The following is a 22,664-nucleotide window of genomic DNA, read 5'->3' as shown; positions in this document are numbered from 1 at the left end:
CCGGATGCGCGTATCGGCCGCGATCGAAACGCTCGTCGGGCGGCATGGCAAACCGATGCATCCAAGTTGAAAAAGGGATCTGCTGTGATCAAAACGTTACGGGTAATACTGTCGGCGCTCGCGCTGTGCGTCGCCGCGTCGTCCGCGCACGCGGCCGATACGAAGAAGGTCGACGTCCTGCTGGTGGGCGGCGGCATCATGAGCTCGACGCTCGGCGTCTGGCTGCACGAGCTTCAGCCTGACTGGTCGATGACGATGGTCGAGCGACTCGACGGCGTCGCGCTCGAAAGTTCGAACGGCTGGAACAACGCCGGCACCGGCCACTCGGCGCTAGCCGAACTCAACTACACGCCGGAAAAGGCGGACGGCAAGGTCGACATCTCGAAGGCCGTCGAGATCAACGAGTCGTTCCAGATCTCGCGCCAGTTCTGGGCATGGCAGGTCAGGCAGGGCGTGCTGAAGAACCCGCATTCGTTCATCAACTCGACGCCGCACATGAGCTTCGTGTGGGGCGACGACAACGTCCGCTTCCTGAAGAAGCGCTACGAAGCGCTGCAGGCGAGCCCGCTGTTCCGCGGCATGCAGTATTCGGAAGACTACGACCAGATCAAGCAGTGGGTGCCGCTGATGATGGAAGGCCGCGACCGCAAGCAGAAGGTTGCCGCGACGTGGACGCCGATCGGCACCGACGTGAACTTCGGCGAGATCACGCGCCAGTTCGTCGGCTACCTGAAGACACAGCCGAACTTCACGCTGTCGCTGTCGAGCGAAGTGCGCGAGATCTCGCGCAACGCCGACGGCACGTGGCACGTGTCGTGGGTCAAGCTGCATTCGGATGAACCACCGCAATCCGTCGACGCGAAGTTCGTGTTCATCGGCGCGGGCGGCGGCGCGCTGCACCTGCTGCAGGCGTCGGGCATCCCCGAGGCGAAGGACTACGGCGCGTTCCCGGTCGGCGGCTCGTTCCTCGTGACCGACAACCCCGACGTCGTGAAGCAGCACCTCGCGAAAGCGTACGGCAAGGCGTCGGTCGGCTCGCCGCCGATGTCGGTGCCGCACCTCGACACGCGGATCATCGACGGCAAGAAGATCATCCTGTTCGGGCCGTTCGCGACGTTCTCGACCAAGTTCCTGAAGAACGGCTCGTATTTCGACCTGCTCACGAGCACCAACACGCACAACGTCGCGCCGATGATGCGCGTGGGCGTCGACGAATTCCCGCTGGTCCAGTACCTCGCCGGCCAGCTGATGCTGACCGACGACGACCGCTTCAACGCGCTGAAGGAATACTTCCCGAACGCGAAGAAGGAAGACTGGCGCCTGTGGCAGGCCGGCCAGCGCGTGCAGATCATCAAGCGCGACCCGGTGAAGGGCGGCGTGCTGAAGCTCGGCACCGAGATCGTCAGCTCGCAGGACGGCAGCATCGCGGGCCTGCTCGGCGCGTCGCCGGGCGCGTCGACGGCCGCGCCGATCATGCTGAACCTGATGAAGAAGGTGTTCAAGGACAAGGTCGCGACGCCCGAGTGGCAGCAGAAGATCCGCCAGATCGTGCCGAGCTACGGCACCAAGCTGAACGACAGCCCGGCGAAGGTCGTCGAGGAATGGACCTACACGAGCAACGTGCTGCAGCTCGCGCCGCCGCCGAAGATCGACGTCGACGTGCCGTCGCAGGCGACGGGCACCGCACCGGCCCGCCCGGCGAAGGCGTCGGCCGACATGGCGCTGTAAGCATCGAACGCCGCCGCGCCGCACGACACGGCCGCCCTCCGGGGCGGCCGTTTTTCATGGCGCGCACGGGCGGCGGCGCCAGCTTCCGCTAGAATTGCGGCACGCGCGACCCCGTGTCGCCGCCCGATCCATCATCCGCATCGACGCAGTCCAAGCGACCGCCGGTGCGGCCCGCGCCCGAGCCGCGCGAGCGCCGCACACCGTTGCCGCGCCCGCCCGGGCGCGCCACCAACCGAATTCAGCTGGAGAAAGACCGTGTTTACCTGCAGAAACCAGAGCTGCGGCACGCAGTGGGAAACGTCCGACGTCGTCATCAAGGACGAGGGCCAGGGGCTGCTGTTCCGCTGCCCGCTGTGCGGCGCGCGCAACTATCTCGAGCGCTTCGAAGCCGACGACGGCACGATCGTCTACGAACAGATGGAAGGCCGCCCTTACCTCGGAGACCTGGAATGACCCAACCCACCGCAGCGCCCTTCAGCGCGCTGCCGCTGACACCCGCCACGCTCGCCAACCTCGCGCAGCTCGGTTATGTCGACATGACGCCGATCCAGGCCGCGAGCCTGCCGATCGCGCTGGCCGGCCAGGACCTGATCGCGCAGGCGAAGACGGGCAGCGGCAAGACCGCCGCATTCTCGCTCGCGTTGCTGTCGCGCCTCGACGCGCGCCGCTTCGACGTACAGGCAATGATCCTGTGCCCGACGCGCGAGCTCGCCGATCAAGTCGCGCAGGAAGTGCGCCGCCTCGCGCGCGCCGAGGAAAACGTGAAGGTGCTGACGCTGTGCGGCGGCACGCCGATGCGCCCGCAGGCGCAGAGCCTCGAGCACGGCGCGCACATCGTCGTCGGCACGCCGGGCCGCATCATGGATCACCTCGATCGCGGCAACCTGAAGCTCGATGCACTGAACACGCTCGTGCTCGACGAGGCCGACCGGATGCTCGACATGGGCTTCTTCGACGACATCGCGAAGGTCGCGCGGATGTGCCCATCGACGCGCCAGACGCTGCTGTTCTCCGCGACCTATCCGGACGGCATCGTGAAGCTGAGCCAGCAGTTCCTGCGCAATCCGAAGGAAGTGAAGCTCGAGGAGCGTCACGACAACAGCAAGATCCGCCAGCGCTTCTATGAAGTGACCGAGAACGAGCGGCTGCACGCCGTCGGCCAGTTGCTGAACCACTACCGCCCCGTGAGCACGATCGCTTTCTGCAATACGAAGCAGCAGTGCCGCGACCTGCTCGACGTGCTGCATGCGCAGGGCTTCCACGCGCTCGCGCTGCACGGCGAGCTCGACCAGCGCGAGCGCGACCAGGTGCTGATCCAGTTCGCGAACCGCAGCTGCTCGGTGCTGGTAGCAACCGACGTCGCCGCGCGCGGGCTCGACATCGCGCAGCTCGAAGCGGTGATCAACGTCGACGTGACGCCCGACCCGGAAGTGCACGTGCACCGCATCGGCCGCACGGGCCGCGCCGATCAGGACGGCTGGGCGCTGAGCCTCGCGAGCATGGACGAGATGGGCCGCGTCGGCGCGATCGAGCAGGCGCAGAAGCGCGACGTCGAATGGCATCCGCTCGCCGAGCTGAAGCCGGCCGGCGACGATACGCTGCTGCCGCCGATGGAAACGCTGCAGATCCTCGGCGGACGCAAGGACAAGATCCGCCCGGGCGACGTGCTCGGCGCGCTGACCGGCGATGCAGGGTTCGACGGCAAGCAGATCGGCAAGATCAACGTGACCGAGTTCTCCACCTATGTCGCGATCGAGCGCGGCGTCGCGCACGACGCGCTGCGCAAGCTCAATGCGGGGAAGATCAAGGGCAAGCGGGTCAAGGTCCGGTTGATGGACGAGGAGTGACGGGAAGCGGCGCGGACGGTCGCACCGTTTCGCGCCGCCCGGCACTTGCCCGCACCTCACGCCAGTTCCGGATACCCGTGCGCGGCGGCCTCCCGCGCAAACCGCGCAATCGTGTCGTAGTCGTCCGGCGACAGCCGTTCGAATCCCTTCAACCTCAGCATGCGCGAGCGTTCCGCATCGGCCGCGACCGCGCGATCGAGCGCATCCTGCAATGCGGCGACCTGCCTTTCCTCCAGGGCCCGCGAGGCGATAAACGGCAACCCCGGCGCGGATGCCGTCGTGCCGATGATCCGGATCTCCTTCAGCAATTCGGGCAGCGCGTCGCGCACATACGCGAACGTTACGCAGTCGATCGCCGCACAATCGGCCTCGCCCGACGCCAGCGCACGCAACACGTTCAGGTGCGAGCCGAACGGCGTGACCGACCCGAAGAATCTTCCGTCGTGCGCATGCGGCGCGACCGCGTGCCGAAACGCGTTCATTCCGCTGTGCGAATCCCCGCCATTGAATGCGGCCCGCAGCCCGCGACAGGCGGCGAGCGTGGTCGCGCCGCCCGCGTGCGCGCGGGCCGACACGACCAGCACGCTGCGGTAGCGTGCCCCCTGGCAGCCGTCCGCGTCGAAAACCGGCGTCGCGATCAATCTCACGGTGTCGCGCAAGCCAAGCATCCGATACGGATAGCCGCAGGTCTGCGACAGCAGCAGATCGTCGCGTCGCCACAGCGCGTGCAGGTCGTCGAACGGTTCGTCGGGCAGCACGACGTCCGCCGGGCCGCCCGCGTTCGCGAACGCATCGAGCGCGTCGCGCAGCAGCGCGCGCCACAGCACGGCGTGGCGCGGCGTCACGTTGTACATCGGCAGTTCTGCGATCCATTGGCTCATGCGCGCATTCTACGCATCGGCGCAGGCGCCGCGGAACCCGGTTCGATCGCACGAAAACGGGCACCGAACGCGCCGCGGCGGCCTGAAAGCTTATCGGCCGCGCGACGATAAGCAAATGCGAATCGATTGGTTGGCCGTGCCGCGCCATCCCGGTAACGTCCCGATGCCTGCTCCCGCATCGCCGCCGCGCGCATGCCGGGCAAGCCGACCGTGATCCGCGAGACCCCCGAGCATCCGGGCCGGCTCCGCGCCGCCCGTTCCATCCCGCTTCAGCACCATGGCCGAATACTTCGACGTCGACCACGCGCGCGCGATCGCCGCGCTCGACGCCCGCTTCACCGCCCGCACCGAATGGCCGACCTGGCTGCTGATCGTCGCGATCTACGGCAGCTGGCTCGCCGTGCTGCTGCTCGTGCGCGCGCAGCACCTGTCGCTCGCGGCCGCGACGCCGCCGCTGATCCTGCTCGGCGCGTGGCACCTATCGCTGCAGCATGAGCTGCTGCACGGCCATCCGACACGTTCCGCCTTCGTGAACAAGCTGCTTGGCTATCCGCCGCTGACGGTCTGGTATCCGTACGCGCTGTATCGCGACACGCACCTCGACCATCATCGCGACGAAGACCTGACCGTGCCCGGCGTCGATCCCGAAACGAACTACGTATCGCGCGAACGCTGGGCTCGGCTGCCGCGCTGGCGTCGCGCGCTGACGGTCGCACGCACGACCTTCGCCGGGCGGCTCGTCGCCGGGCCGCCGCTCGCCATCGCCGCGACATTCGCCGATGCGTTCGTCGCGTTCCGGCGCGGCGACTTCCGCTACCTGCCGATGTGGGCGGCGCACGCTGCATGCGTGGTCGCGCTGCTCGCGTGGCTGCAACGGACGATCGGCGTGCCGTGGTGGTACTACCTGCTGGCGGTCACGTGGCCCGCGCTGTCGCTCGCGATGATCCGCTCGCTGTACGAGCACCGCGCCGCACGGCATCCGAAGGCGCGCATCGCGATCAACGAAGCCGGCTTCGCGATGCGGCTGCTGTACCTGAACAACAACTATCACCTCGTCCATCACGACCTGCCGAAACTGCCGTGGTACGACCTGCCGCGCGCGTACCGGATGCGGCGCGACGCGTATGCGGAAAAATGCGGCGGCTTCGTGATCCGCGGCGGGTATCGCGAGCTGCTGGCGCGCCACGCGTGGACGCCGACCGATGCGCCCGTGCATCCGTTCGATCAGGGCACGGCATCGCTGTCGACGGGTGGCGGGGTGAAGGTGGCGGTGGTCGACAAGGTGCTGCAGATCAGTACGTGACGTTCGACGGCGCCGCGCGTCTTCGTGAAGCCGCCCGATTCGACGATGCACGCGCAAGGCCGTACGGCATGCCGATCCGTCCGCGCCGGCGCGGATTCCTTACGAAATGCCGACAAGGCAGAGGCGCGTCGGCGAATTGCCAATCGCGTAGGCAATGCCCAGAATGGCGGGTCATCCGGGGTTCGCAAAACAAGCCATTCGCCCCGGCTCCGCCCGTGGCCGGGCATCCCACTCTCCGACGACGATGCAACCGAACACCCCGCCCGGCGCGATCCGCGCGATCGGCAACGACTGGTCCGTTTCCGCGATCACCGCGGGGTTTCTCGCGGTGCTGATTTCCTACGCGGGCCCGCTCGCGATCTTCTTCCAGGCCTCGCAGGCGGCTCACGAGTCGAACGCGATGGTGTCGTCGTGGGTCTGGGCGATCTCGATCGGCGCGGGCGTATCGGGCCTGTTCGCGAGCTGGAAGCTGAAGGTGCCCGTCGTGACCGCGTGGTCGGCGCCCGGCACCGCGCTACTCGTCGGCCTGTTTCCGCAACTGACGCTCAACCAGGCCGTCGGCGCGTACATCACGGCCGCGCTGATCATCCTGCTGATCGGCGTGACCGGCTATTTCGACCGGCTCGTGCGCCACATTCCGCGCGGCATCGCGTGCGGGATGATGGCCGGCATCCTGCTGCCGTTCGGCACGCATGCATTCGCCGCCGCATCGGAACAGCCTGCGCTCGCGTTCGGGATGATCGCGGCCTACGTGATCTTCAAGCGCCTGCTGCCGCGCTACAGCATCGTGCTCGTGCTGCTCACCGGCGCCGCGCTGGCGACGCTGCTCGGCATGACGCATCTCGGCAACGTGTCGCCGAGCGTCGCGCGGCCGATCTTCATCTCGCCCGAATGGACGCTCGGCACGACGCTCAGCCTCGCGCTGCCGCTCGTCGTCGTCAGCCTCACCGGCCAGTTCCTGCCGGGGATGACGATCCTGCGCGTGTCCGGCTATCACACGAGCGCGTGCCCGATCATCACGGCGACCAGCGTGATGTCGCTCGTCGTCGCGTGCTTCGGCGGGATCACGATCGTCGTCGCGGCGATCACCGCCGCGCTCTGCACGGGAAAGGACGCGCACGAGGATCCGGACCGGCGATACGTCGCCGGGCTCGCGAACGGCGCGTTCTACCTGATCGGCGGACTCTTCGCGGGCACGATCGTCACGGTGTTCTTCGCGTTGCCGAAGGCGTTCGTCGCGATCCTCGCGGGGCTCGCGCTGATCGGTGCGATCGGCGCGAACGTGCACGGGATCTTCGAGGACGAGAACCACCGCGAAGCGTCGATGATCACGTTCCTCGCGACCGCGTCGGGGATGACGTGGCTCGGGCTCGGCGCCGCGTTCTGGGGGATCGTTATCGGGTCGCTTTCGTATGCGGTACTGAACAAGGTGCGGCGACCCGCGTGATACACGTTGCGCCCGTCGTGCATGCCGCTCGGCGCCGCTGCGATCATCGCGCGTGCTGGCGCACCAGTTGCGCGAGCGCATCCGCCAGCGTCGTCGTGCCATAAAGCCGCTCCGACACGCCGGCCTCGACGTCGATCTGCCCGGCGTTGTGCACGTCGTACAGATCGACGATCAGTTGTGCATGACGTTCGCTGAGGCCCGCGCGCAGCAGCGTCTCGTTCCAGGTGTCGCGCGGCAGCTCGTGCGCGACGATCGCGCGGCCGGCCGCCGTGCCGAGCGTATCCGCGATCGCCGTCACGCTCACCCGCCGCGGCCCTTCGATGCTGACGATGCGCGGCTTGTTGCCGCCTTCGGGCGCATCGAGCAGCAGCCGCGCCGCGACGACGCCTACATCGGGCGCCCAGACCGTCGGAAATACCTTGGCCACCGGATGATGAAAGCTCGGCAGCACACCGGTACCGAGCGCGACCGGCAGGATCCGCGTCCAGTTCTGCAGATGCTCGGCCGAACGCAGCAGCGTCAGTTTCGTCGGGATCGTCTTGAGCCGTTCCTCGAAGTAATGAAAGAGGCGCGTGATGCCCGTATTGCCGTCGCGCTCCGCGCCGTAGTCCGACAGCGCAAGCAACGCCGGCGGCGGGTTCGCGGCGAGCGCGGCGGTCGCGACGTCGATTGTCCGCTCCATCGTCGCGGCAGGATCGGGGTCGGCGACGGGCACCGGGCACAGAAGCTGCACGGCCCGCGCGCCGTCGATCGCCGACGCGACCGCGCGCTCATCCGTCAGCGCCGCGATCGCCACGTCGCAGCCGAGCTGCGCGAAACGCTCACGATGACGCGCGTCGTGCAGCACCGCGCGCACGGGATGGCCTGCGTTGCGCAAGGTTGTTACGGTCGACAAACCGACGTTGCCTGATGCACCGAAGATCACGAACACGATCCGCTCCTGGGGGATGAAGGTGTGGTGATTGTCTGCATGCGCGGCCGGGACGGCGCGCAGGGAGGGATGATTCGGACAGGAACGGATGAAGGATTCAACTAGTGCCCGGCAACGTGCCGCACTGGACGTCAATCGCGAACTGGTACTGCTCTACTGGCAGATCGGCCGTGACATCCTGCGGCGGCGGGCAGAGCAAGGTTATCGAGAGATTGGTGCACGCGCTCAAGAAGGCCTTCGGGGTGTGAAAGGATCTTCCCGCGCCAATCTGATGTCCATGCGCTCATTCTCCGACGCCTGGCCGGACGCAGCAATTGTCCAACAGGCAGTTGGACAATTGCCCTGGGGCCATAACCTGGTGTTGCTGGTCACGCTGAAGCAGCCAGAACAATGCGTTGCCTACACCCAGCGGCTTCGTTATGCCTGACTTCCGTCGCCGTCATAAGCCAGCCGCAGCCCGCCCCGAGCCCCCGACCGCACAATCTCCATCGGCGTCGCGCCCAGCACGCGATTCATCCAGTTCGCCATGTGGCTCTGATGCGCGAACCCCGCTTCGAGCGCGATCTGGCTGATGCTGAGCCGGCCTTCGAGCAGCAGCGCCTTCGCGCGCTCGACCCGGCGCCGCACGACGTATTGGTGCACGGGCATCCCGAGCGTTTCGCGAAACAGCACCTTGAAATGCGGCACGCTGATCGATACGAGTGCCGCGAGTTCGGCAAGCGTCAGGCGCCGGTCGAGGTTCGCTTCGACATAGTCGATCACGCGCGCCGCCGCTTTCGGCGCAAGCGAGCGCCGGCGCTCGCGGAACGCCGGCTGGCCGTCGACCAGCCTCGCGACGAGCGCCGTGCACAGGCTTTCGGCATAGAGCGGGTCCGACGCGTCTTCCGCTTCGAGCTCGGCGGCCATCGCCCACGCGATATGCTGCAGGCGCGGGTCGCGCACCTGCAGCCGGCGGCGGATCTGCGCCTGCGACGGCTTCAGTTCGAGGTGTTCGATGGTGCGCCGCACGAACGTGTCGCTGAGCATGATGTGCAGGATCCGGCAGTCGGCGCTGTCGGTCCACTGGCCGGGCAGGCCGGCCGGAATCACGTCGACGTCGCCATGCGCCTGGATGCGCGACACACGCTCGCCGTCGCACACGCAGTCCGCGCGAACGGGCCCGCCGATGTGCACGCCGATGCGGTGATGGTCGGCCGCCGGAATCCGGTACGTGCCGGCGCGAATGTCGAGCAACGCCGCGCCGAAGCCCCGCCAGCCGAGCCCGCGGCTGGAACGCAGGCTGACCGGCACGCCGTTGTCCGGCGGCGCGGCAAGAATCGCATCGCTCATGGCTTGGCTCCAGCAGATCGTGTATCGAACGCGCATTGTGACGCGTTTTCGGCCGGCGTGCCGGGCCTGCGGGGGCTGTATCCGGACGGACAGAAAAAGATCATCCGTTTCTGCTCAGGACGATCCTTGCGTGCGCGCCGGCAGGCGCCGCGACGCTTACGATCGCACCATCCGACACCTACGGAGACCGTCATGCCCCATTGCTGTCCGCAACGCGCCGCGCTCACCGCGCCATCGCCGTCCTCTGCCACCCGCCCTTCATCCGGCCCGCGCTCCCGCAACGCCAGCACCGCCATCGCCGCCTGGTGCCTGCGTATCGTCGGCTGGTATCGGCTCGAACGGCTGCTCGCGTCGATTCCCGACAGCAACGACGACTTCGGGCTAGTCTGACCGAGCGGCCGCCCGGCCGACGTCATCCACCTACTTGCGCCGCCGCTCGTGCGGCGCCACCGTCGCGCCGTCGATCACCGGCGCGCCCTGCTTGATCAGGAAGTCGCGAAACAGCCCCGTCACCTGCGAGATTCGCCGGTCGGCGAGCGTGACCACATACCATTCGCGCTCGATCGGGTTGCCGGGGAACGGCAGTTGCCCGAGCAGCCCCGTGCGCAGTTCGAGTGCACATGCGTGCAACGACAGGAACGCAATGCCGAGCCCCGCTTCGGCCATCTGCTTGATGGCCTCGTTGCTCGACAATTCGGACCCCACATGGAAGCGGTAGCCGGCCGTCTTGAACAGGCTCTCGACGGTCGAGCGCGTGCCCGCACCGCGTTCGCGCACGAGCAGGTGCGCGGATTCGAGATCCTTCAGCGCGACGCGCTTGCGCTGCATCAGCGGATGGCCGGGTGCCGCGACGAACACCATCGGATGCTTCGCGAACTCGACCGCGTGCGTGCGCAGCTCCTTCGGCGCGCTGCCCATCACCGCGAGATCGATTTCATGCGTCGCGAGCATGCGGATGATGTCGTCGCGGTTGCCGACCTTGAAATACGTCTTCACATGCGGGCGCGTCGCGGTGAATTTGACGAGCAGCGGCGGGATCAGGTACTCGGCCGTCGTGATCGCGCCGATCCGCAGCGTACCGCCGAGATCGCCCGTCAGCGCGGCCACTTCGTCGCCGGCCTCGCTCCACAGATGCAGGATCTCGCGCGCATAGCGCGACACGATCTCGCCGGCCGCGGTCAGCTGCACGCCGCGCCCCACCCGCTGCAGCAACGCGGCGCCCACGGCCTCCTCGAGCAGGCGAACCTGCAGCGACACGGCCGGCTGCGTCAGGTTCAACTCCTCGGCCGCGCGCGACACGCTGCCGAGCCGCGCAATCATGTCCAGCGCCTTCAACTGCCGGAACGTCGCGGTCTTTCCTATAAGTGAATACATATGAGTCGCTTATAAACATTAAATTGTTCGACTGGGTTCGAAACTATATCGTCGGTTCTTGAGCAATGTCATCCGAATCGTCATCAGCGGGAGCCCAACATGGACAACATCACGCCCAACCTTGCAACGGACCGCGCGCCGCGCATGCCGCGCATCGTGATCGTCGGCGGCGGCGCCGGCGGCCTGCAGCTCGCCACGCGTCTCGGCGATACGGTCGGACGCCGCGGGCAAGCCGAAGTCGTGCTCGTCGACCGCTACCCGACGCACTTCTGGAAGCCGCTGCTGCACGAAGCCGCATCGGGCCATCGCGACCCAGCATCCCACACGATCGAATACGTGGCGCAGGCCAAGCGCCACGGCTTCCGCTTCGTGCAGGGCGCGCTGCAGCAGGTCGACCGCGCGGCCCGCACGGCGACGATCGCGGCCGTGCACGACGCGGACGGCACGGAAATCCTGCCGCAGCGCGAGCTCGGTTATGACGATCTCGTGCTGGCGGTCGGCAGCGTGACGAACTTCTTCAACGTGCCTGGCGCCGCACGCCATGCGCTGCCGCTCGAAAACCTCGACCAGGCCGAGGATTTCCGCCGCAAGTTTCTCGCGGCCTGCACGAAGGCGAATCATCAGGCCGAGCAGCATCCGGCGAAGCGCGCGGCGCCGATCTGCATCAACGTGATCGGTGCGGGCGCGACGGGCGTCGAGCTGGCCGCCGCGCTGCGGCACGCGATCCAGCAACTGACGACGTACCGCTTCAAGGCGCTGGTGTCCGCGCGAGACGTGCACATCCGGCTGATCGAAGGCGGCCCGCGCATCCTGCCGGCGCTCGACGCGCGGCTGTCCGCGAAGATGCACGCGCAGCTTCGCGCGCTGAACGTCGACGTGCTGACCGATACGCGCGTCGCGGAAGTGAGCGCCGATGCCGTGACGACCGCGACGGGGGAACGGCTCGAGAGCGACATCACGATCTGGGCGGCCGGCGTCGCGGGGCCTGCGATCCTGCGGGAGATCGGCGACATCGCGCTCAATCGCTCGAACCAGGTGATCGTGACCGACACGCTGCAAACGCCCGACGATCCGCACGTGTATGCGTTCGGCGACTGCGCCGCGTGCCCGTCGGCCGGCGCGAGCGGCTTCCTGCCGCCGCGCGCACAGGTCGCGCACCAGCAGGCCGTGTATCTGGTCCATGCATTCGCACGCCGCGTCGCCGGCAAGCCGGTGGCCGGCTTCACGTTCCGCGATGCGGGCACCGTCGTGTCGCTCGGGCACGCCGGCGCCGTGTACCAGGCCGACCTCGGCGTGCGTTCGCGCTCGCTGATCGTCGACGGGCTCGCCGCGATCGGACTGTACAAGTTCCTGTACCGCAAGCACCTGTTCAGCGTGTACGGCACGAAGCGCGCGCTGTTCCAGTCGCTGAGCCACTGGCTGCAAAGCCGCAACCAGCCGTCGATCAAGCTGCACTGATCGCCTGCCGACACGCGACAGCGCATGACGGCGTATCGGGCACGCATCGCCCGATACGCCGTTTTTTTCACATGCATATGACCGGTGCATGCGCAACGTGCGCGAGTTTGGTGCATCACATTGAAAGCTGTCGATACGATGCATTGCGTGAAAAAACATTGCGCGACACGCATCCCGCGCCCACGTTGGCTCACAACCCGATTCATTAGTCGAATCGTATGAGTCGGATAAAAATATTAATTGGTTGCATATTCCGGATCGACGCTAAGGTGTGTGGCATTCCCGTCGGCGAACGGATCATCACGTTTCTGAAGAGGAATCACCGTGGTTATCGAAGCCATCGTCACCCGTCTCGACGCTGCATTCGCACAGATCGAAGCAACACCGGATTCGCGCGAATCGCGCCATCAGCGCGACGCAATCATCCAGTGGCTCGACCGTGCGTCGGAAGAAGGATATCGACTCGGTCTCGTCACGACGCTGCCGGCCGCACGGCTCAGCGACATGTTCGAAGGCCAGTTCGGCCGCGCGAACCTCGACCGCTTCTCGGTCGTCGTCACTGACGCCAATCAGCAGGACTCCAGATCAAACCAGCATCCTTTCGACGTGGCGCTTCAAGCGCTCGGCGTGCCGCCCGAACGTGCGGTGGCGATTGCGAGCAGCGAACCCGAACGCCGCGAAGCCGAGCATTTCGGCCTGTCGCGCTGCGTGAACATCACCGATACGGTGCGCTCGATCGCATCGGCCGGCCTGCACTGAACGCGGGCACACGGGCCGGCGGCAGCCGGCCATCGTCGATCGGGCCGCAATCCGACGATTGCCCGACTCGATCCTGACATTCTGCTGTCAAAGTCGCTTGCAACACTTCCGGGCTCGACCGATCTCTCCCGGAAACGGAACGACGCGATACCGCATCGTCCCGCCCGTTACACGCCACGATGACACGCCCGACCCACACCACCGCCGCACTCGCAATCGCCTGCCTGCTGCTTGCCGCCTGCGGCGGGGAAACCTCGACACCGCCCGCCACGTCGACCGACAACAGCGGCTCGACGCCCACACCGCAGCCGCAACCTCAGCCAACGCCGGTTCCCGCAACCTACTACCAGACGAAGACGCCGTACCGCCCGCAGCAGGACGCCGCGACGTACGAAGCGCCGCCCGCCGGCTACGCGCCTGTCTACGCCGAACTCGTCGCACGCCACGGCTCGCGCGGGCTGTCGGGCTTCAAGTACGACGGCGCGATCTACGCGATGCTGGTCAAGGCCGAGGCCGACGGCGCGCTGACCGCGCTCGGCGCGCAGCTCAAGGCCGATACGTACGCGATGATGAAGGCCAATGCGCTGCTCGGTTACGACGTGCCGGGCATCTCGACGCCCGGATACGGCAATCTCACGCAAACCGGCATCCGCGAACACCAGCAGCTCGCCGCGCGTCTCGCGCAGCGGCTGCCCACGCTGTTCTCGGCGGGCAACCGGCAGGTTGTCGTCGTCAACTCGGGCCAGGATCGCGCGGTCGACAGCTCGACGTTTTTCTCCGCGGCGCTCGTCGCCGCGCAGCCGGCGCTGTCCGCCGCGATCACGCTGCCGGCCGCGCCGTCCGGCTATCCGGCGAACGCACCGGCCGCGCAGCCGGCCGGCACCAACCGCTTCCTGCTGTATTTCCATTCGCTGAAACCGGCCACCGATCTCGTGACCGATGCGAGCGATCCGAACTACGCGACCTATCAGGCAAGCCAGGCCTACCAGGCCTACGCGAACGACGCGACGGTGGCCGCGAAGCTGAAGGCGATCAAGGCCGCACCGCAAGCGGCCGACGTTGCGCAAACGGTGCTGTCCGCGCTGGTGTCGCCGGCGTTCATCGCGAAGCTCGGCACCGACGGCTACACGTTCGCGAACACGGGAACCCATGCGTTCACGTCGGCGGACGGCAAATTCACCAACACGCTGAAGGGCGACGGCAAGACGAAGATCGCGACGGCCGTCGATGCGGTGAACGTGCTGTACAACCTGTTGCAGATCGCGCCTGCGATGAAGGCGGAAACCGGCGGCGTCACGATGGAGAAATACATCGGCGCGGAGCAGGCGCAGTATCTGGCCTATCTGCAGGATGCCGAGGACTACTACCAGAAGGGGCCCGGCATCCAGGAAGCGAACCCTGTCACGTACCGGATGGCGAAGGTGCTGCAGGACGACTTCTTCGGCGAAGTCGACGCGATCGCGCGCGGCGACCTGACCCGCGCCGCGAAGCTGCGCTTCACGCATGCGGAGATCGTGATTCCGTTCGCGTCGATCATGAACCTGAAGAACGTGTTCGTGCCGACGCCGCAGGCGCAGACCTATACCTATGCGAACAACCCGTGGCGCGGCGACCAGGTGTCGCCGATGGCCGCGAACGTGCAGTGGGATGTCTATCGCAACGGGTCGCGGCTGATCGTGAAGATGCTGTACAACGAGCGCGAGACGGATTTCCAGGCCGCGTGCGACGGCGCGAAGATCGCGCCGGGCAGCCACTTCTATGACTATGCGGGGCTGAAGCAGTGTTACGGGTATCAGTGATGTGACGAGCGGTGCACGCGGATGAGAGGATGAGCGGGGTGCCGCGGCATCGACGAACTCGCGTCCGCCCGCGCGGTCGAACATATATCGCCGGAGATTCCCATGAAACGCGTTGCCATTGTCGCTGTCCTGACCCTGCTTGCCGCCGTCAGCTTGCCGGCAGCCGCCGGCGCATCATCGTCCGGCGTCGATGCGCCGGTTCCGGTTCAAGCAAACGCAAAAAATTGCGTCCCGTCCCGAGACGCCGCACACGCCCCCCGCTTCCCGTCGAAGGCGCCGCCGATCCGCGTATGCGTCGGCGATTCCGACACGCAACTGAACCTGCCGTGGTTCCTGACCGATGTCCTCACCGCGGTCGACACGCACCAGTCGCCCGGCGACCTGCTTCGCAAGATGCGCAACGATTTCTGAATCGCGACCGGTGCGACGCGCCGGCACCGCATCGATCATTCGACGTCGGACCGCTTCAGCACCTGCATGAACGTGCCTACGATACCGGCCCGCATCGCGGGATCGGCACTGCGATCGAGCAGCCCCGGCCATTCCTGTCGTTCACCTTTCGACAGCACTCCATGCTCTCCGCTGATCGTGTCGCGCGCGGCGTACCGCGCGGCCGACTTCGCGCAGCGACCGCTCATGCACCGGCATTGGATCGACGAAAACGGCGCCGCGCAGAAATATTTCCTGTCGAGATGTAATCACAAAACTACACCATTTGTTGAATAACAATATTTCGGAATCTCGCGTCGCGCCTTATACTTGGCGCGCACCATCCTCGTGCCAAGAGAAGGTGTCTTTCGTCCCGGCCGCACGATCCTGCGGCCGGGGTTTTTTTCGGTGTGCTCCGTCAACGTACATGCGCAACAGGCCCATGTTATGGACGCGAGCCGCCGGATGAATGGCCGATCGCGAGGTGCCGCCGCCCATGGCCCTCACGACCGTTGAATCGATCAGCATCGGGATATCGGCGCGCGCCGTATTGCCGGACCCGGCATGACGCATGCTTGCCGTTTGCGCATCGACCGGTTCGGCCTGCGTCTCCATGCGAACAACACCAAAGGCAACTGCGGGAATGTCGGCGCTCACGCCAGGCTCTAAGCCAGTTTTCCAGCGCAGCGGCGCGTGGCCGCGGGTTGTCTTTTTCGTTACGCTAATCGTTTGCGTGCTCGTGCCGACCTTGGCGATCGTGCTTGCCGATCGCTACGCGCGCGATGCCGTCGCCACTCACGAGCGCGTCACCGCGAACGACATCGTGGCATCGGTGGACCGCATCCTCGACGGCGTTCGTCTGCGACATGCGGACGAACTGACCGCGCTCGTCGGACGGCCATGCGCGACGATCTTCCGGACGCTGGCCGAAGTGGGCACTCGCCTGCGCTACCTGCGTGCCGTCGGGTTGGTGAACCACGGTCGCGTCACGTGCTCGTCGGCGCTCGGCGCGATCGACGTGCCGCTCGACGCATACACGCGCGAGCCGGAACCGGGATCGACAAGCGTCACGCTGTTGCGCCAGACGCCGTTTCAGCACGGCATTCCGGCGCTGTCCGTGTTTCGCGCCACCGCGCGCGGCGCGGGTGTTCTCTACCTGATCGAGGGCGACTACGTGGCCGACGCGCTCGCGCGCGGCGCCCATCACGGCACGGAAACCGCGACGCTGTCGATCGCAGGTTCGGGCCATCTCGACCAGAACGGAAAGTACGCGCCGGAATCGGACGCAGGCCTCGCAGACGGAAGCACGATCGCGTCGCACCGATGGCCGTTCATGGTGTCGGTCGCCGCGTCGACGCACTACGCGTCGCAGGTCCAGCGCCACTATCGGTTGATCTGCATGACGATCGCGCTGCTCGCCGATGGCCTCGTGACGGCCGCCTACCTGCTGGCGATGGCGCCGCGGCGGCTGTTGCTGAAGGCCGTTCGCCAAGCGCTCAGGCGCAACGAGTTCCATGTCGTGTACCAGCCGATCGTCGACGTCCGGACGTGCAGGACAGTCGGCGTCGAGGCGCTGCTGCGCTGGCACCATCCGAAATGGGGGTCAATCAGCCCGGCCCTGTTCATCCCGCAGGTCGAATCGAGCACGATCCTGCCGAAGGTGACCGAATTCGTGCTGCGGACGGCCGTGTCCGAACTGACCGCGCTGACGCCGTCCGTGCCGCTGCGCATCGCCGTAAACGTCTCGCCGAAGGATCTCGAAAGCGCGCGGTTCGTATCCGTCGTCGACGAAGCAATCCGCTCGCTGCCGCCCGGCTTTACGCTGGTGCTCGAAGTCACCGAGCGCATCCTGCTCGAAAAGAACGCACGGACCACCGCGATATTCCATGCGCTCAGGTCGAAGGGCGCAAAGTTCGCGATCGACGATTTCGGCACGAATCACAGCAATCTCGACATGCTGTCGCGCTTTCCGTTCGATTACGTGAAGATCGATCGCCAGTTCATCGCACGACTGAGCGATGGCGGCGCAGGGCTGATCGAGGGGATCGCCGCCGTCGCGCATTACTACGGCTTGAAGATCATCGCCGAAGGCGTGGAGACCGAAGCACAGCATTGCGCGCTGGAGGCGATCGGGATTCAGTATGCGCAAGGCTACCTGTATCAGTGGCCGCAGCCGGCGGAGAACCTGAGGCGCGATTGCGCATGGGCGTAGCGGCGTTGCCGCCGAGGTGCGCGGCCATATTGCGCGCACCTCGAACGCTCAATCCTGCGCGACAGCCGCCTGCTCGATGCCGGCCGCTTCCGGGCGATGCCCGAGCCGCGCCGAAATCGCCTGCCCCGATTCCTTCAGCAATGCGATGTAATGTGCCTTCGTATCCGCGCCGCAGCGCATCGTCGGAAACGAAATCGACAGCCCCGCGATCACGCGGCCGAAACGATCGAACACGGGCACGGCAAGACACATCAGGCCGTCTTCCTGTTCTTCGTTGTCCTCGCCGTAGCCCTGCTGCCGCACATGCGGCAGGATGCTCATCACCGCGTCCGCCGACGACAGCGTCTTCGCGGTCGACTTCCTGAACTCGATGCCGGCCAGCACCGCACGCGCCTCGTCGGGCGACATCCACGCGAGCAGCACCTTGCCGATCGCCGTGCTGTAGAGCGGATTGCGCCGGCCGATCCGCGACTGCATGCGCAGCCCGTAATCGGCGTCGATCTTGTGGATGTAGATGATCGCGTCCTCGTCGAACGCGCCGAGGTGCACGGCTTCGCGCGTCAGTTGCCCGATGCGGCGCATCTCGAGATCGGCCTCGCGCACGAGGTCCACGCTCTCCAGCGCCTTGCTGCCGAGCTCAAACAGCCGGATCGTCAGCCGGTAGCGGTCGGTCTCGCCTTCCTGCGCGACATAGCCGAGCGTCTTGAGCGTTTGCAGGAAGCGATGGACCGTCGTCTTCGACATGCCGAGCTGTTGCGACAGCTCGCTGATGCCGATCTCGCGGCGATCGCCGAGCGCCGCGAGGATCGTGAAGACCTTCCCGACGGCCGCGACCGAATCGGCCTTCTCCGCGGCGCCGGCCGCCGACGGGTCGGCCTGCGGTGCCATGTTCGCCTGATCGCGCTTGCGCTGCCTGGGCGTTGCTGTCATGTCCGTGAACCCATGAGATGCGAAACGGGAGAGCATAACGCGTCCGCCATGCGATACGGTCAGCGCGCGAGCCACCCGCCGTCGACGGCGAGCGTGTGGCCGTGCACGTAGTCCGACGCGCGCGATGCGAGGAACACGGCCGCGCCCGCGAGATCGTCGGGCACGCCCCAGCGGCCGGCCGGGATGCGGCCGAGGATTTCGTCGCTGCGCCGAGTGTCCTCGCGCAGCTGCGCGGTGTTGTCGGTCTCCATGTAGCCGGGTGCGATCGCGTTCACGTTGATGCCGCGCGCCGCCCATTCGTTCGCGAGCAAGCGCGTAAGGCCGAGCACGCCACTCTTCGACGCCGTGTACGACGGTACACGAATGCCGCCCTGGAACGACAGCATCGACGCGATGTTCACGATCTTGCCGCCGCGCCCCTGCCGCACCATCTGCCGCGCAACCGCCTGCGACAGAAAGAACACGCTCTTCAGGTTCACGTCGACGACGGCGTCCCAGTCCGCCTCGGTGAAATCAAGCGCGTCGCAGCGGCGGATCATGCCCGCGTTGTTGACGAGGATGTCGACGTGACCGAACGCATCGACCGCGCCGCCGACGATCCGCTCGACCGGCTCCAGCGTCGACAGGTCCGCGCGCACGTCGACGAAGCGCCGCCCGGCCGCTGCGACGCGTGCCGACGTCGCATCCGGCGCCGAGCGGTTCGCGCCGACGATGTCGCAGCCGGCCGACGCGAGCGCGACAGCCATCGCCGCGCCGAGCCCCGTGTTGCAACCGGTGACGATCGCGACCTTGCCGGTCAGGTCGAACAGGCCGGCGAACGCGGAACACGCATCGGTGGAAGGAAGATCGGGGTTGTCGCGTTTCATGGTGTCAGCGCAGGTCGGCGACGGCGATGTGGTCCATGTCCTTGAACACCTGGTTCTCGCCGACCATCCCCCAGATGAACGTGTACGCCTTCGTGCCGACGCCCGAGTGGATCGACCAGCTCGGCGAGATCACCGCCTGCTCGTTGTGCACGACCACGTGGCGCGTTTCCTGCGGTTCGCCGAGCATGTGGAACACGGCCGCATCGTCGGCGAGGTTGAAGTAGAAATACACCTCCATCCGGCGCTCGTGCGTATGGCACGGCATCGTGTTCCACAGGCTGCCCGGCTCGAGCTTCGTCATCCCCATCGACAACTGGCACGTGGGCAGCACGTCGGGCACGATGAACTTGTAGATCGTGCGGCGATTGCTCGTCGCCGCATCGCCGAGCGTTTCGGGCAACGCCTGCGAAAGCGTGATGGTGCGCGTCGGATACGCGGTGTGCGCGGGCGCGCAGTTCACGTAGAACTTCGCGGGATGCGCGCGATCGTCGCTGCCGAACACGACGCCCTGCCCGCCTTGCCCGATGTAGATCCCCTCCTCGGTGCCGACCGCGTGACGCTGCCCGTCGACCTCGACCCAGCCGGGCCCGCCGATGTTGATCGCGCCCAGTTCGCGCCGCTCCAGCAGATGGCTCACGCCCATCGCGGCGCCGAGCGACGCAGGCACCTCGACCGGCCGCGTGGCCGGCCACGCGCCGCCGACGATGATGCGGTCGATATGGCTGTAGGTGAGCGACAGCGCGTCCGGTGCGAACAGGTTTTCCACCAGGAAATGCCGGCGCAGGCCGGCCGTATCGAGCGCTTTCGCGTGTTCGCTGTGTATGCCCTGCCGCACTTCCATGCCGGTTCTCCGTGGGGGATGGACACGCCGCCGATGCCTGTGCGGCCGACGGTCATACGATGAATTGAAGCACAAATTTTGCAAATTCGGAACGACGAACCGAATTCTTCGCATCGCGCCACTGCGCAATTAATCCCTTTTTTATCAGCAATTTATTGTATTACGGGTATACGACTAGCCGACAAATTCATAAAAACGGACCGGCGTTCCGAATCATGTCCTATAGTCAGTCAGCAGACATCATTTGACAACGGGACGCATCGACGTCCACGGAGGAGACGTGAAGCTGAAACAGGCCATCGACCGCATTCCCGGCGGGCTCATGCTGGTCCCGATGCTGCTCGGCGCGTGCGTGCATACGTTCGCCCCGAATGCCGGGAAGTATTTCGGCTCGTTCACCAATGGCCTGATCGCGGGGACGGTGCCGATTCTCGCCGTGTGGTTCTTCTGCATGGGCGCGACGATCAACCTGCGCGCGACGGGCGTCGTGCTGCGCAAATCGGGCACGTTGCTCGCGACGAAGATCGTGGTCGCGTGGCTCGCGACGTTGATCGCCGCGCGGTTCATCCCCGACGACGGCATCCGGACGGGCCTGTTCGCGGGCCTGTCGCTGCTCGCGATCACGACGTCGATGGACATGACCAACGGCGGCCTCTATGCGGCCGTGATGCAGCAGTACGGCAGCAAGGAGGAAGCCGGCGCGTTCGTGCTGATGTCGATCGAATCGGGGCCGCTCGTCAGCATGCTGATCCTCGGCGCGGCCGGCGTCGCGGTGTTCGAGACGCGGCTGTTCGTCGGCGCGGTGCTGCCGTTCCTGATCGGCTTCACGCTCGGCAACCTCGATGCGGACCTGCGCGAGCTGTTCGGGCGCTGCGTGCATCCGCTGATCCCGTTCTTCGGCTTCGCGCTCGGCAACGGCATCGATCTCAACGTGATCGCGAAAAGCGGCCTGCCGGGCATCGCGCTCGGGCTCGCGGTGATCGTCGTGACGGGTGTGCCGCTGATCCTCGCCGACAAATTCGTCGGCGGCGGCAACGGCACGGCCGGGCTCGCCGCGTCGTCGACAGCCGGCGCCGCGGTCGCGAATCCGGCGATCATCGGCGAGATGATTCCGAGGTTCAAACCGATGGTGCCGGCCGCGACCGCGATCGTCGCGACTGCGTGCCTCGTTACGGCGATTCTCGTGCCGATTCTGACGGCGATGTGGGCGAAGCGGGTGGCGCGGATATCAGGGGCGCCGGTGGTGGTTGCCGGGCGAGCGGCGCGCGGGGGAGTGGTCGAGCATGAGGGGCATGTGTGAGGGGGCGTCGGGAACTGTAATCTTCCGGTGATCCGCCGTCGTGCCGTGCGCCGGCGAATCGCCCCCATCCACGTTCGGCTTCTACGACGACGGCATTCCCTGAGACGTTTCCACAATGTCGCGGCCAACAGGAGCGTAGAACACGCGGAACCACACCCAGTAAGCCACAAAGGCTCCGCCGAGAACAACGATCGCCATCATTCCGGACAACACACTCACCCCAAGCAGGTTGCCCAGCGAGTGCAACGCCAAATAGAACAAAACCGAAACGGATGCCATCGCCGCGAGCGATGCGCCCAGCAGACGCCAGCCGTACAGTCGAACGAGATCACGAGGCAGGCCGAGCCTCGCTCCCGCAAAAACCAATGCTGCTGGAACGGCAACCGCGCCAACGTAGCTGAACATCACACGCGCGAGGTCGTCGTCAAAGTTGTCGAGCAATATCGGCACCGTCCAGGTCATCAAAAGCAGCCATACGCTTGCGAACAGCCAGGCCGCGAGGCCTGCAATGTACCGCGCTGCGTGACCGCGAGGCGCCTCGGGCAATGCATCGTCGCGAAACATGCGCGTGACGAACCACCACGCAAGCCAGGCCACGAACGCATAGAGGACGGCACTCACCGGCGCGATGAGCTTCACGATGGCCGTCAGATGGGTGCCATTGCCGGCCAGACTTAGCACCACCGCCTGGATGATGAATATCTGCGCGATCTGCCAGACCAGCAGGCATAACGCATAGACCGTCAGCAGCCACGCGGGGCGCCGGAACGCAAGCTGATCGCGATGCTCCCCGTGCCATCGAACAATCAGATAAACCAGGCCAGTTCGAAACACCAGGTTCTCGATGAAACTGGCCAGTTGCAAAGCCACCGTCTGCGAGGTTGGCGAGAACTTCGTCAATTGCACGTAGAGACCGGATAGAAACAGCACCGTGATGATGAGCGCTGCGACGAGAGCCGCCGCAACGGGTAACGAGACGGGCCGGGTGGGCGAATTCATGTGGACTCCGGGGTCAATGAGGCTATGGTGGGGATTCTCGTGCCGATTCTGACTTCGATGTAGGCAAAGCGCCGGGCGCGAGGGTGCCAGTGATGATTGCGACGCACGTCGGTGCAATCGAGTATAAGGGGCATGTGCGAGAACTCACCGTGGACGAATACGTCACGCAGAAGCGGCACAGGGTCGTTGCGCGCCGCTGGCTACTGCGGCCGACCGATGCGGCACACACAG

General features: G+C 66.2%; 23 protein-coding genes. 13 read left to right on the top strand and 10 right to left on the bottom strand.

What is annotated here, in order from left to right; translation table 11 throughout:
• Positions 1–66: 66 nt before the first annotated feature.
• The 3 genes from mqo (at position 67) to dbpA (ending at position 3,575) form a co-directional block, all read left to right on the top strand.
• Positions 67–1,728, top strand: coding sequence for a malate dehydrogenase (quinone) (gene mqo, locus FPJ27_RS05275; RefSeq protein ID WP_204422233.1), 1,662 nt, complete (start codon positions 67–69; stop codon positions 1,726–1,728).
• Between the two features lie 255 nt (positions 1,729–1,983).
• On the top strand, positions 1,984–2,181 hold the full coding sequence (locus FPJ27_RS05270) for a hypothetical protein (protein ID WP_072438116.1): 198 nt from the start codon (positions 1,984–1,986) through the stop codon (positions 2,179–2,181).
• Positions 2,178–3,575 (top strand): ATP-dependent RNA helicase DbpA, encoded by a 1,398-nt coding sequence (gene dbpA / locus FPJ27_RS05265; protein WP_072438114.1) that lies wholly within the window; start codon positions 2,178–2,180, stop codon positions 3,573–3,575. The genes FPJ27_RS05270 and dbpA overlap by 4 nt, the downstream gene beginning before the upstream one ends.
• Positions 3,576–3,631: 56 nt before the next feature.
• On the opposite strand, the gene FPJ27_RS05260 is transcribed toward dbpA, so the two are convergent.
• Positions 3,632–4,456 (bottom strand): PhnD/SsuA/transferrin family substrate-binding protein, encoded by an 825-nt coding sequence (locus FPJ27_RS05260; RefSeq protein WP_204422232.1) that lies wholly within the window; start codon positions 4,454–4,456, stop codon positions 3,632–3,634.
• Between the two features lie 277 nt (positions 4,457–4,733).
• Here FPJ27_RS05260 and FPJ27_RS05255 point away from each other — a divergent pair, with 277 nt between their 5' ends.
• Both FPJ27_RS05255 and FPJ27_RS05250 read left to right on the top strand, forming a co-directional pair.
• Positions 4,734–5,759 (top strand): fatty acid desaturase, encoded by a 1,026-nt coding sequence (locus FPJ27_RS05255; protein WP_204422231.1) that lies wholly within the window; start codon positions 4,734–4,736, stop codon positions 5,757–5,759.
• A gap of 244 nt (positions 5,760–6,003) precedes the next feature.
• Entirely contained in the window at positions 6,004–7,206 is a 1,203-nt protein-coding gene (locus FPJ27_RS05250) for a benzoate/H(+) symporter BenE family transporter (protein WP_204422230.1), read from the top strand.
• Positions 7,207–7,249: 43 nt separating this feature from the next.
• Here the strand turns inward: FPJ27_RS05250 and FPJ27_RS05245 are convergent, their stop codons facing one another.
• On the bottom strand, positions 7,250–8,137 hold the full coding sequence (locus FPJ27_RS05245) for an NAD(P)H-binding protein (protein WP_204422229.1): 888 nt from the start codon (positions 8,135–8,137) through the stop codon (positions 7,250–7,252).
• A gap of 88 nt (positions 8,138–8,225) precedes the next feature.
• Here FPJ27_RS05245 and FPJ27_RS05240 point away from each other — a divergent pair, with 88 nt between their 5' ends.
• On the top strand, positions 8,226–8,564 hold the full coding sequence (locus FPJ27_RS05240; RefSeq protein ID WP_204422228.1) for a DUF1016 N-terminal domain-containing protein: 339 nt from the start codon (positions 8,226–8,228) through the stop codon (positions 8,562–8,564).
• Here FPJ27_RS05240 and FPJ27_RS05235 read toward each other — a convergent pair.
• Entirely contained in the window at positions 8,555–9,466 is a 912-nt protein-coding gene (locus tag FPJ27_RS05235) for an AraC family transcriptional regulator (RefSeq protein ID WP_204422227.1), read from the bottom strand. The two genes, FPJ27_RS05240 and FPJ27_RS05235, sit on opposite strands and share 10 nt — an antisense overlap.
• A 192-nt stretch (positions 9,467–9,658) precedes the next feature.
• Between FPJ27_RS05235 and FPJ27_RS05230 the strand changes: the two genes are divergently transcribed.
• The gene (locus tag FPJ27_RS05230) at positions 9,659–9,856 is read left to right on the top strand and encodes a hypothetical protein (protein ID WP_204422226.1); all 198 of its coding nucleotides are present in this window, start codon (positions 9,659–9,661) and stop codon (positions 9,854–9,856) included.
• Between the two features lie 30 nt (positions 9,857–9,886).
• Here FPJ27_RS05230 and FPJ27_RS05225 read toward each other — a convergent pair whose 3' ends face one another.
• Entirely contained in the window at positions 9,887–10,840 is a 954-nt protein-coding gene (locus FPJ27_RS05225) for a LysR family transcriptional regulator (protein WP_047901940.1), read from the bottom strand.
• 99 nt (positions 10,841–10,939) lie between these two features.
• On the opposite strand from FPJ27_RS05225, the gene FPJ27_RS05220 reads away from it, so the two are divergent.
• The 4 genes from FPJ27_RS05220 (at position 10,940) to FPJ27_RS05205 (ending at position 15,267) form a co-directional block, all read left to right on the top strand.
• Positions 10,940–12,298 carry an NAD(P)/FAD-dependent oxidoreductase gene (locus FPJ27_RS05220; RefSeq protein ID WP_204422225.1) on the top strand — a complete coding sequence of 453 codons (1,359 nt, stop codon included), beginning with the start codon at positions 10,940–10,942 and terminating at the stop codon, positions 12,296–12,298.
• 324 nt (positions 12,299–12,622) lie between these two features.
• Positions 12,623–13,057: a phosphatase gene (locus FPJ27_RS05215; protein ID WP_204422224.1), complete on the top strand. Its 435-nt coding sequence runs from the start codon at positions 12,623–12,625 to the stop codon at positions 13,055–13,057.
• 179 nt (positions 13,058–13,236) lie between these two features.
• A complete protein-coding gene (locus FPJ27_RS05210; protein ID WP_204422223.1) occupies positions 13,237–14,856 on the top strand; it encodes a histidine-type phosphatase in 1,620 nt (539 codons plus the stop codon).
• A gap of 102 nt (positions 14,857–14,958) precedes the next feature.
• Positions 14,959–15,267, top strand: coding sequence for a hypothetical protein (locus FPJ27_RS05205; protein WP_204422222.1), 309 nt, complete (start codon positions 14,959–14,961; stop codon positions 15,265–15,267).
• 35 nt (positions 15,268–15,302) lie between these two features.
• On the opposite strand, the gene FPJ27_RS36790 is transcribed toward FPJ27_RS05205, so the two are convergent.
• Both FPJ27_RS36790 and FPJ27_RS05200 read right to left on the bottom strand, forming a co-directional pair.
• Positions 15,303–15,425, bottom strand: coding sequence for a hypothetical protein (locus FPJ27_RS36790; protein WP_275557389.1), 123 nt, complete (start codon positions 15,423–15,425; stop codon positions 15,303–15,305).
• A 184-nt stretch (positions 15,426–15,609) separates the two neighbouring features.
• The gene (locus tag FPJ27_RS05200; protein ID WP_204423260.1) at positions 15,610–15,942 is read right to left on the bottom strand and encodes a hypothetical protein; all 333 of its coding nucleotides are present in this window, start codon (positions 15,940–15,942) and stop codon (positions 15,610–15,612) included.
• On the opposite strand from FPJ27_RS05200, the gene FPJ27_RS05195 reads away from it, so the two are divergent.
• Complete coding sequence (locus tag FPJ27_RS05195; protein ID WP_204422221.1) at positions 15,899–17,497, top strand: EAL domain-containing protein; 1,599 nt, start codon at positions 15,899–15,901, stop codon at positions 17,495–17,497. The genes FPJ27_RS05200 and FPJ27_RS05195 overlap by 44 nt on opposite strands.
• A 48-nt stretch (positions 17,498–17,545) precedes the next feature.
• Here the strand turns inward: FPJ27_RS05195 and kdgR are convergent, their stop codons facing one another.
• From kdgR to kduI, 3 genes are read right to left on the bottom strand one after another with little or no spacing between them, the layout of a single operon-like run.
• Complete coding sequence (kdgR, locus tag FPJ27_RS05190) at positions 17,546–18,427, bottom strand: DNA-binding transcriptional regulator KdgR (protein ID WP_204422220.1); 882 nt, start codon at positions 18,425–18,427, stop codon at positions 17,546–17,548.
• 59 nt (positions 18,428–18,486) lie between these two features.
• Positions 18,487–19,293, bottom strand: a complete 807-nt coding sequence (kduD, locus tag FPJ27_RS05185; RefSeq protein ID WP_204422219.1) for a 2-dehydro-3-deoxy-D-gluconate 5-dehydrogenase KduD — start codon at positions 19,291–19,293, stop codon at positions 18,487–18,489.
• Between the two features lie 4 nt (positions 19,294–19,297).
• Positions 19,298–20,134 carry a 5-dehydro-4-deoxy-D-glucuronate isomerase gene (kduI, locus tag FPJ27_RS05180; protein WP_204422218.1) on the bottom strand — a complete coding sequence of 279 codons (837 nt, stop codon included), beginning with the start codon at positions 20,132–20,134 and terminating at the stop codon, positions 19,298–19,300.
• A gap of 280 nt (positions 20,135–20,414) precedes the next feature.
• On the opposite strand from kduI, the gene kdgT reads away from it, so the two are divergent.
• Positions 20,415–21,434 (top strand): 2-keto-3-deoxygluconate transporter, encoded by a 1,020-nt coding sequence (gene kdgT, locus FPJ27_RS05175; RefSeq protein WP_204422217.1) that lies wholly within the window; start codon positions 20,415–20,417, stop codon positions 21,432–21,434.
• 81 nt (positions 21,435–21,515) lie between these two features.
• On the opposite strand, the gene FPJ27_RS05170 is transcribed toward kdgT, so the two are convergent.
• On the bottom strand, positions 21,516–22,433 hold the full coding sequence (locus tag FPJ27_RS05170) for a hypothetical protein (protein ID WP_204423258.1): 918 nt from the start codon (positions 22,431–22,433) through the stop codon (positions 21,516–21,518).
• Positions 22,434–22,664 lie beyond the last annotated feature (231 nt).

It is taken from the genome of Burkholderia sp. MS455, assembly GCF_016899445.1.
Taxonomy (GTDB): domain Bacteria; phylum Pseudomonadota; class Gammaproteobacteria; order Burkholderiales; family Burkholderiaceae; genus Burkholderia; species Burkholderia pyrrocinia_C.
The sequence above is the reverse complement of the archived record's forward strand: the minus strand, read 5'-3'. Positions and strand labels throughout refer to the sequence as shown.

What these genes read in the sequence shown, in the direction of transcription:
- dbpA (WP_072438114.1), top strand. Translation starts at nt 2,178, where the DNA reads ATGACCCAACCCACCGCAGCGCCCTTCAGCGCGCTGCCGCTGACACCC.
- FPJ27_RS05260 (WP_204422232.1), bottom strand. Translation starts at nt 4,456, where the DNA reads ATGAGCCAATGGATCGCAGAACTGCCGATGTACAACGTGACGCCGCGC.
- FPJ27_RS05255 (WP_204422231.1), top strand. Translation starts at nt 4,734, where the DNA reads ATGGCCGAATACTTCGACGTCGACCACGCGCGCGCGATCGCCGCGCTC.
- FPJ27_RS05250 (WP_204422230.1), top strand. Translation starts at nt 6,004, where the DNA reads ATGCAACCGAACACCCCGCCCGGCGCGATCCGCGCGATCGGCAACGAC.
- FPJ27_RS05240 (WP_204422228.1), top strand. Translation starts at nt 8,226, where the DNA reads ATGAAGGATTCAACTAGTGCCCGGCAACGTGCCGCACTGGACGTCAAT.
- FPJ27_RS05235 (WP_204422227.1), bottom strand. Translation starts at nt 9,466, where the DNA reads ATGAGCGATGCGATTCTTGCCGCGCCGCCGGACAACGGCGTGCCGGTC.
- FPJ27_RS05230 (WP_204422226.1), top strand. Translation starts at nt 9,659, where the DNA reads ATGCCCCATTGCTGTCCGCAACGCGCCGCGCTCACCGCGCCATCGCCG.
- FPJ27_RS05225 (WP_047901940.1), bottom strand. Translation starts at nt 10,840, where the DNA reads ATGTATTCACTTATAGGAAAGACCGCGACGTTCCGGCAGTTGAAGGCG.
- FPJ27_RS05220 (WP_204422225.1), top strand. Translation starts at nt 10,940, where the DNA reads ATGGACAACATCACGCCCAACCTTGCAACGGACCGCGCGCCGCGCATG.
- FPJ27_RS05210 (WP_204422223.1), top strand. Translation starts at nt 13,237, where the DNA reads ATGACACGCCCGACCCACACCACCGCCGCACTCGCAATCGCCTGCCTG.
- FPJ27_RS05205 (WP_204422222.1), top strand. Translation starts at nt 14,959, where the DNA reads ATGAAACGCGTTGCCATTGTCGCTGTCCTGACCCTGCTTGCCGCCGTC.
- FPJ27_RS05195 (WP_204422221.1), top strand. Translation starts at nt 15,899, where the DNA reads ATGCGAACAACACCAAAGGCAACTGCGGGAATGTCGGCGCTCACGCCA.
- kdgR (WP_204422220.1), bottom strand. Translation starts at nt 18,427, where the DNA reads ATGACAGCAACGCCCAGGCAGCGCAAGCGCGATCAGGCGAACATGGCA.
- kduD (WP_204422219.1), bottom strand. Translation starts at nt 19,293, where the DNA reads ATGAAACGCGACAACCCCGATCTTCCTTCCACCGATGCGTGTTCCGCG.
- kduI (WP_204422218.1), bottom strand. Translation starts at nt 20,134, where the DNA reads ATGGAAGTGCGGCAGGGCATACACAGCGAACACGCGAAAGCGCTCGAT.
- FPJ27_RS05170 (WP_204423258.1), bottom strand. Translation starts at nt 22,433, where the DNA reads ATGAATTCGCCCACCCGGCCCGTCTCGTTACCCGTTGCGGCGGCTCTC.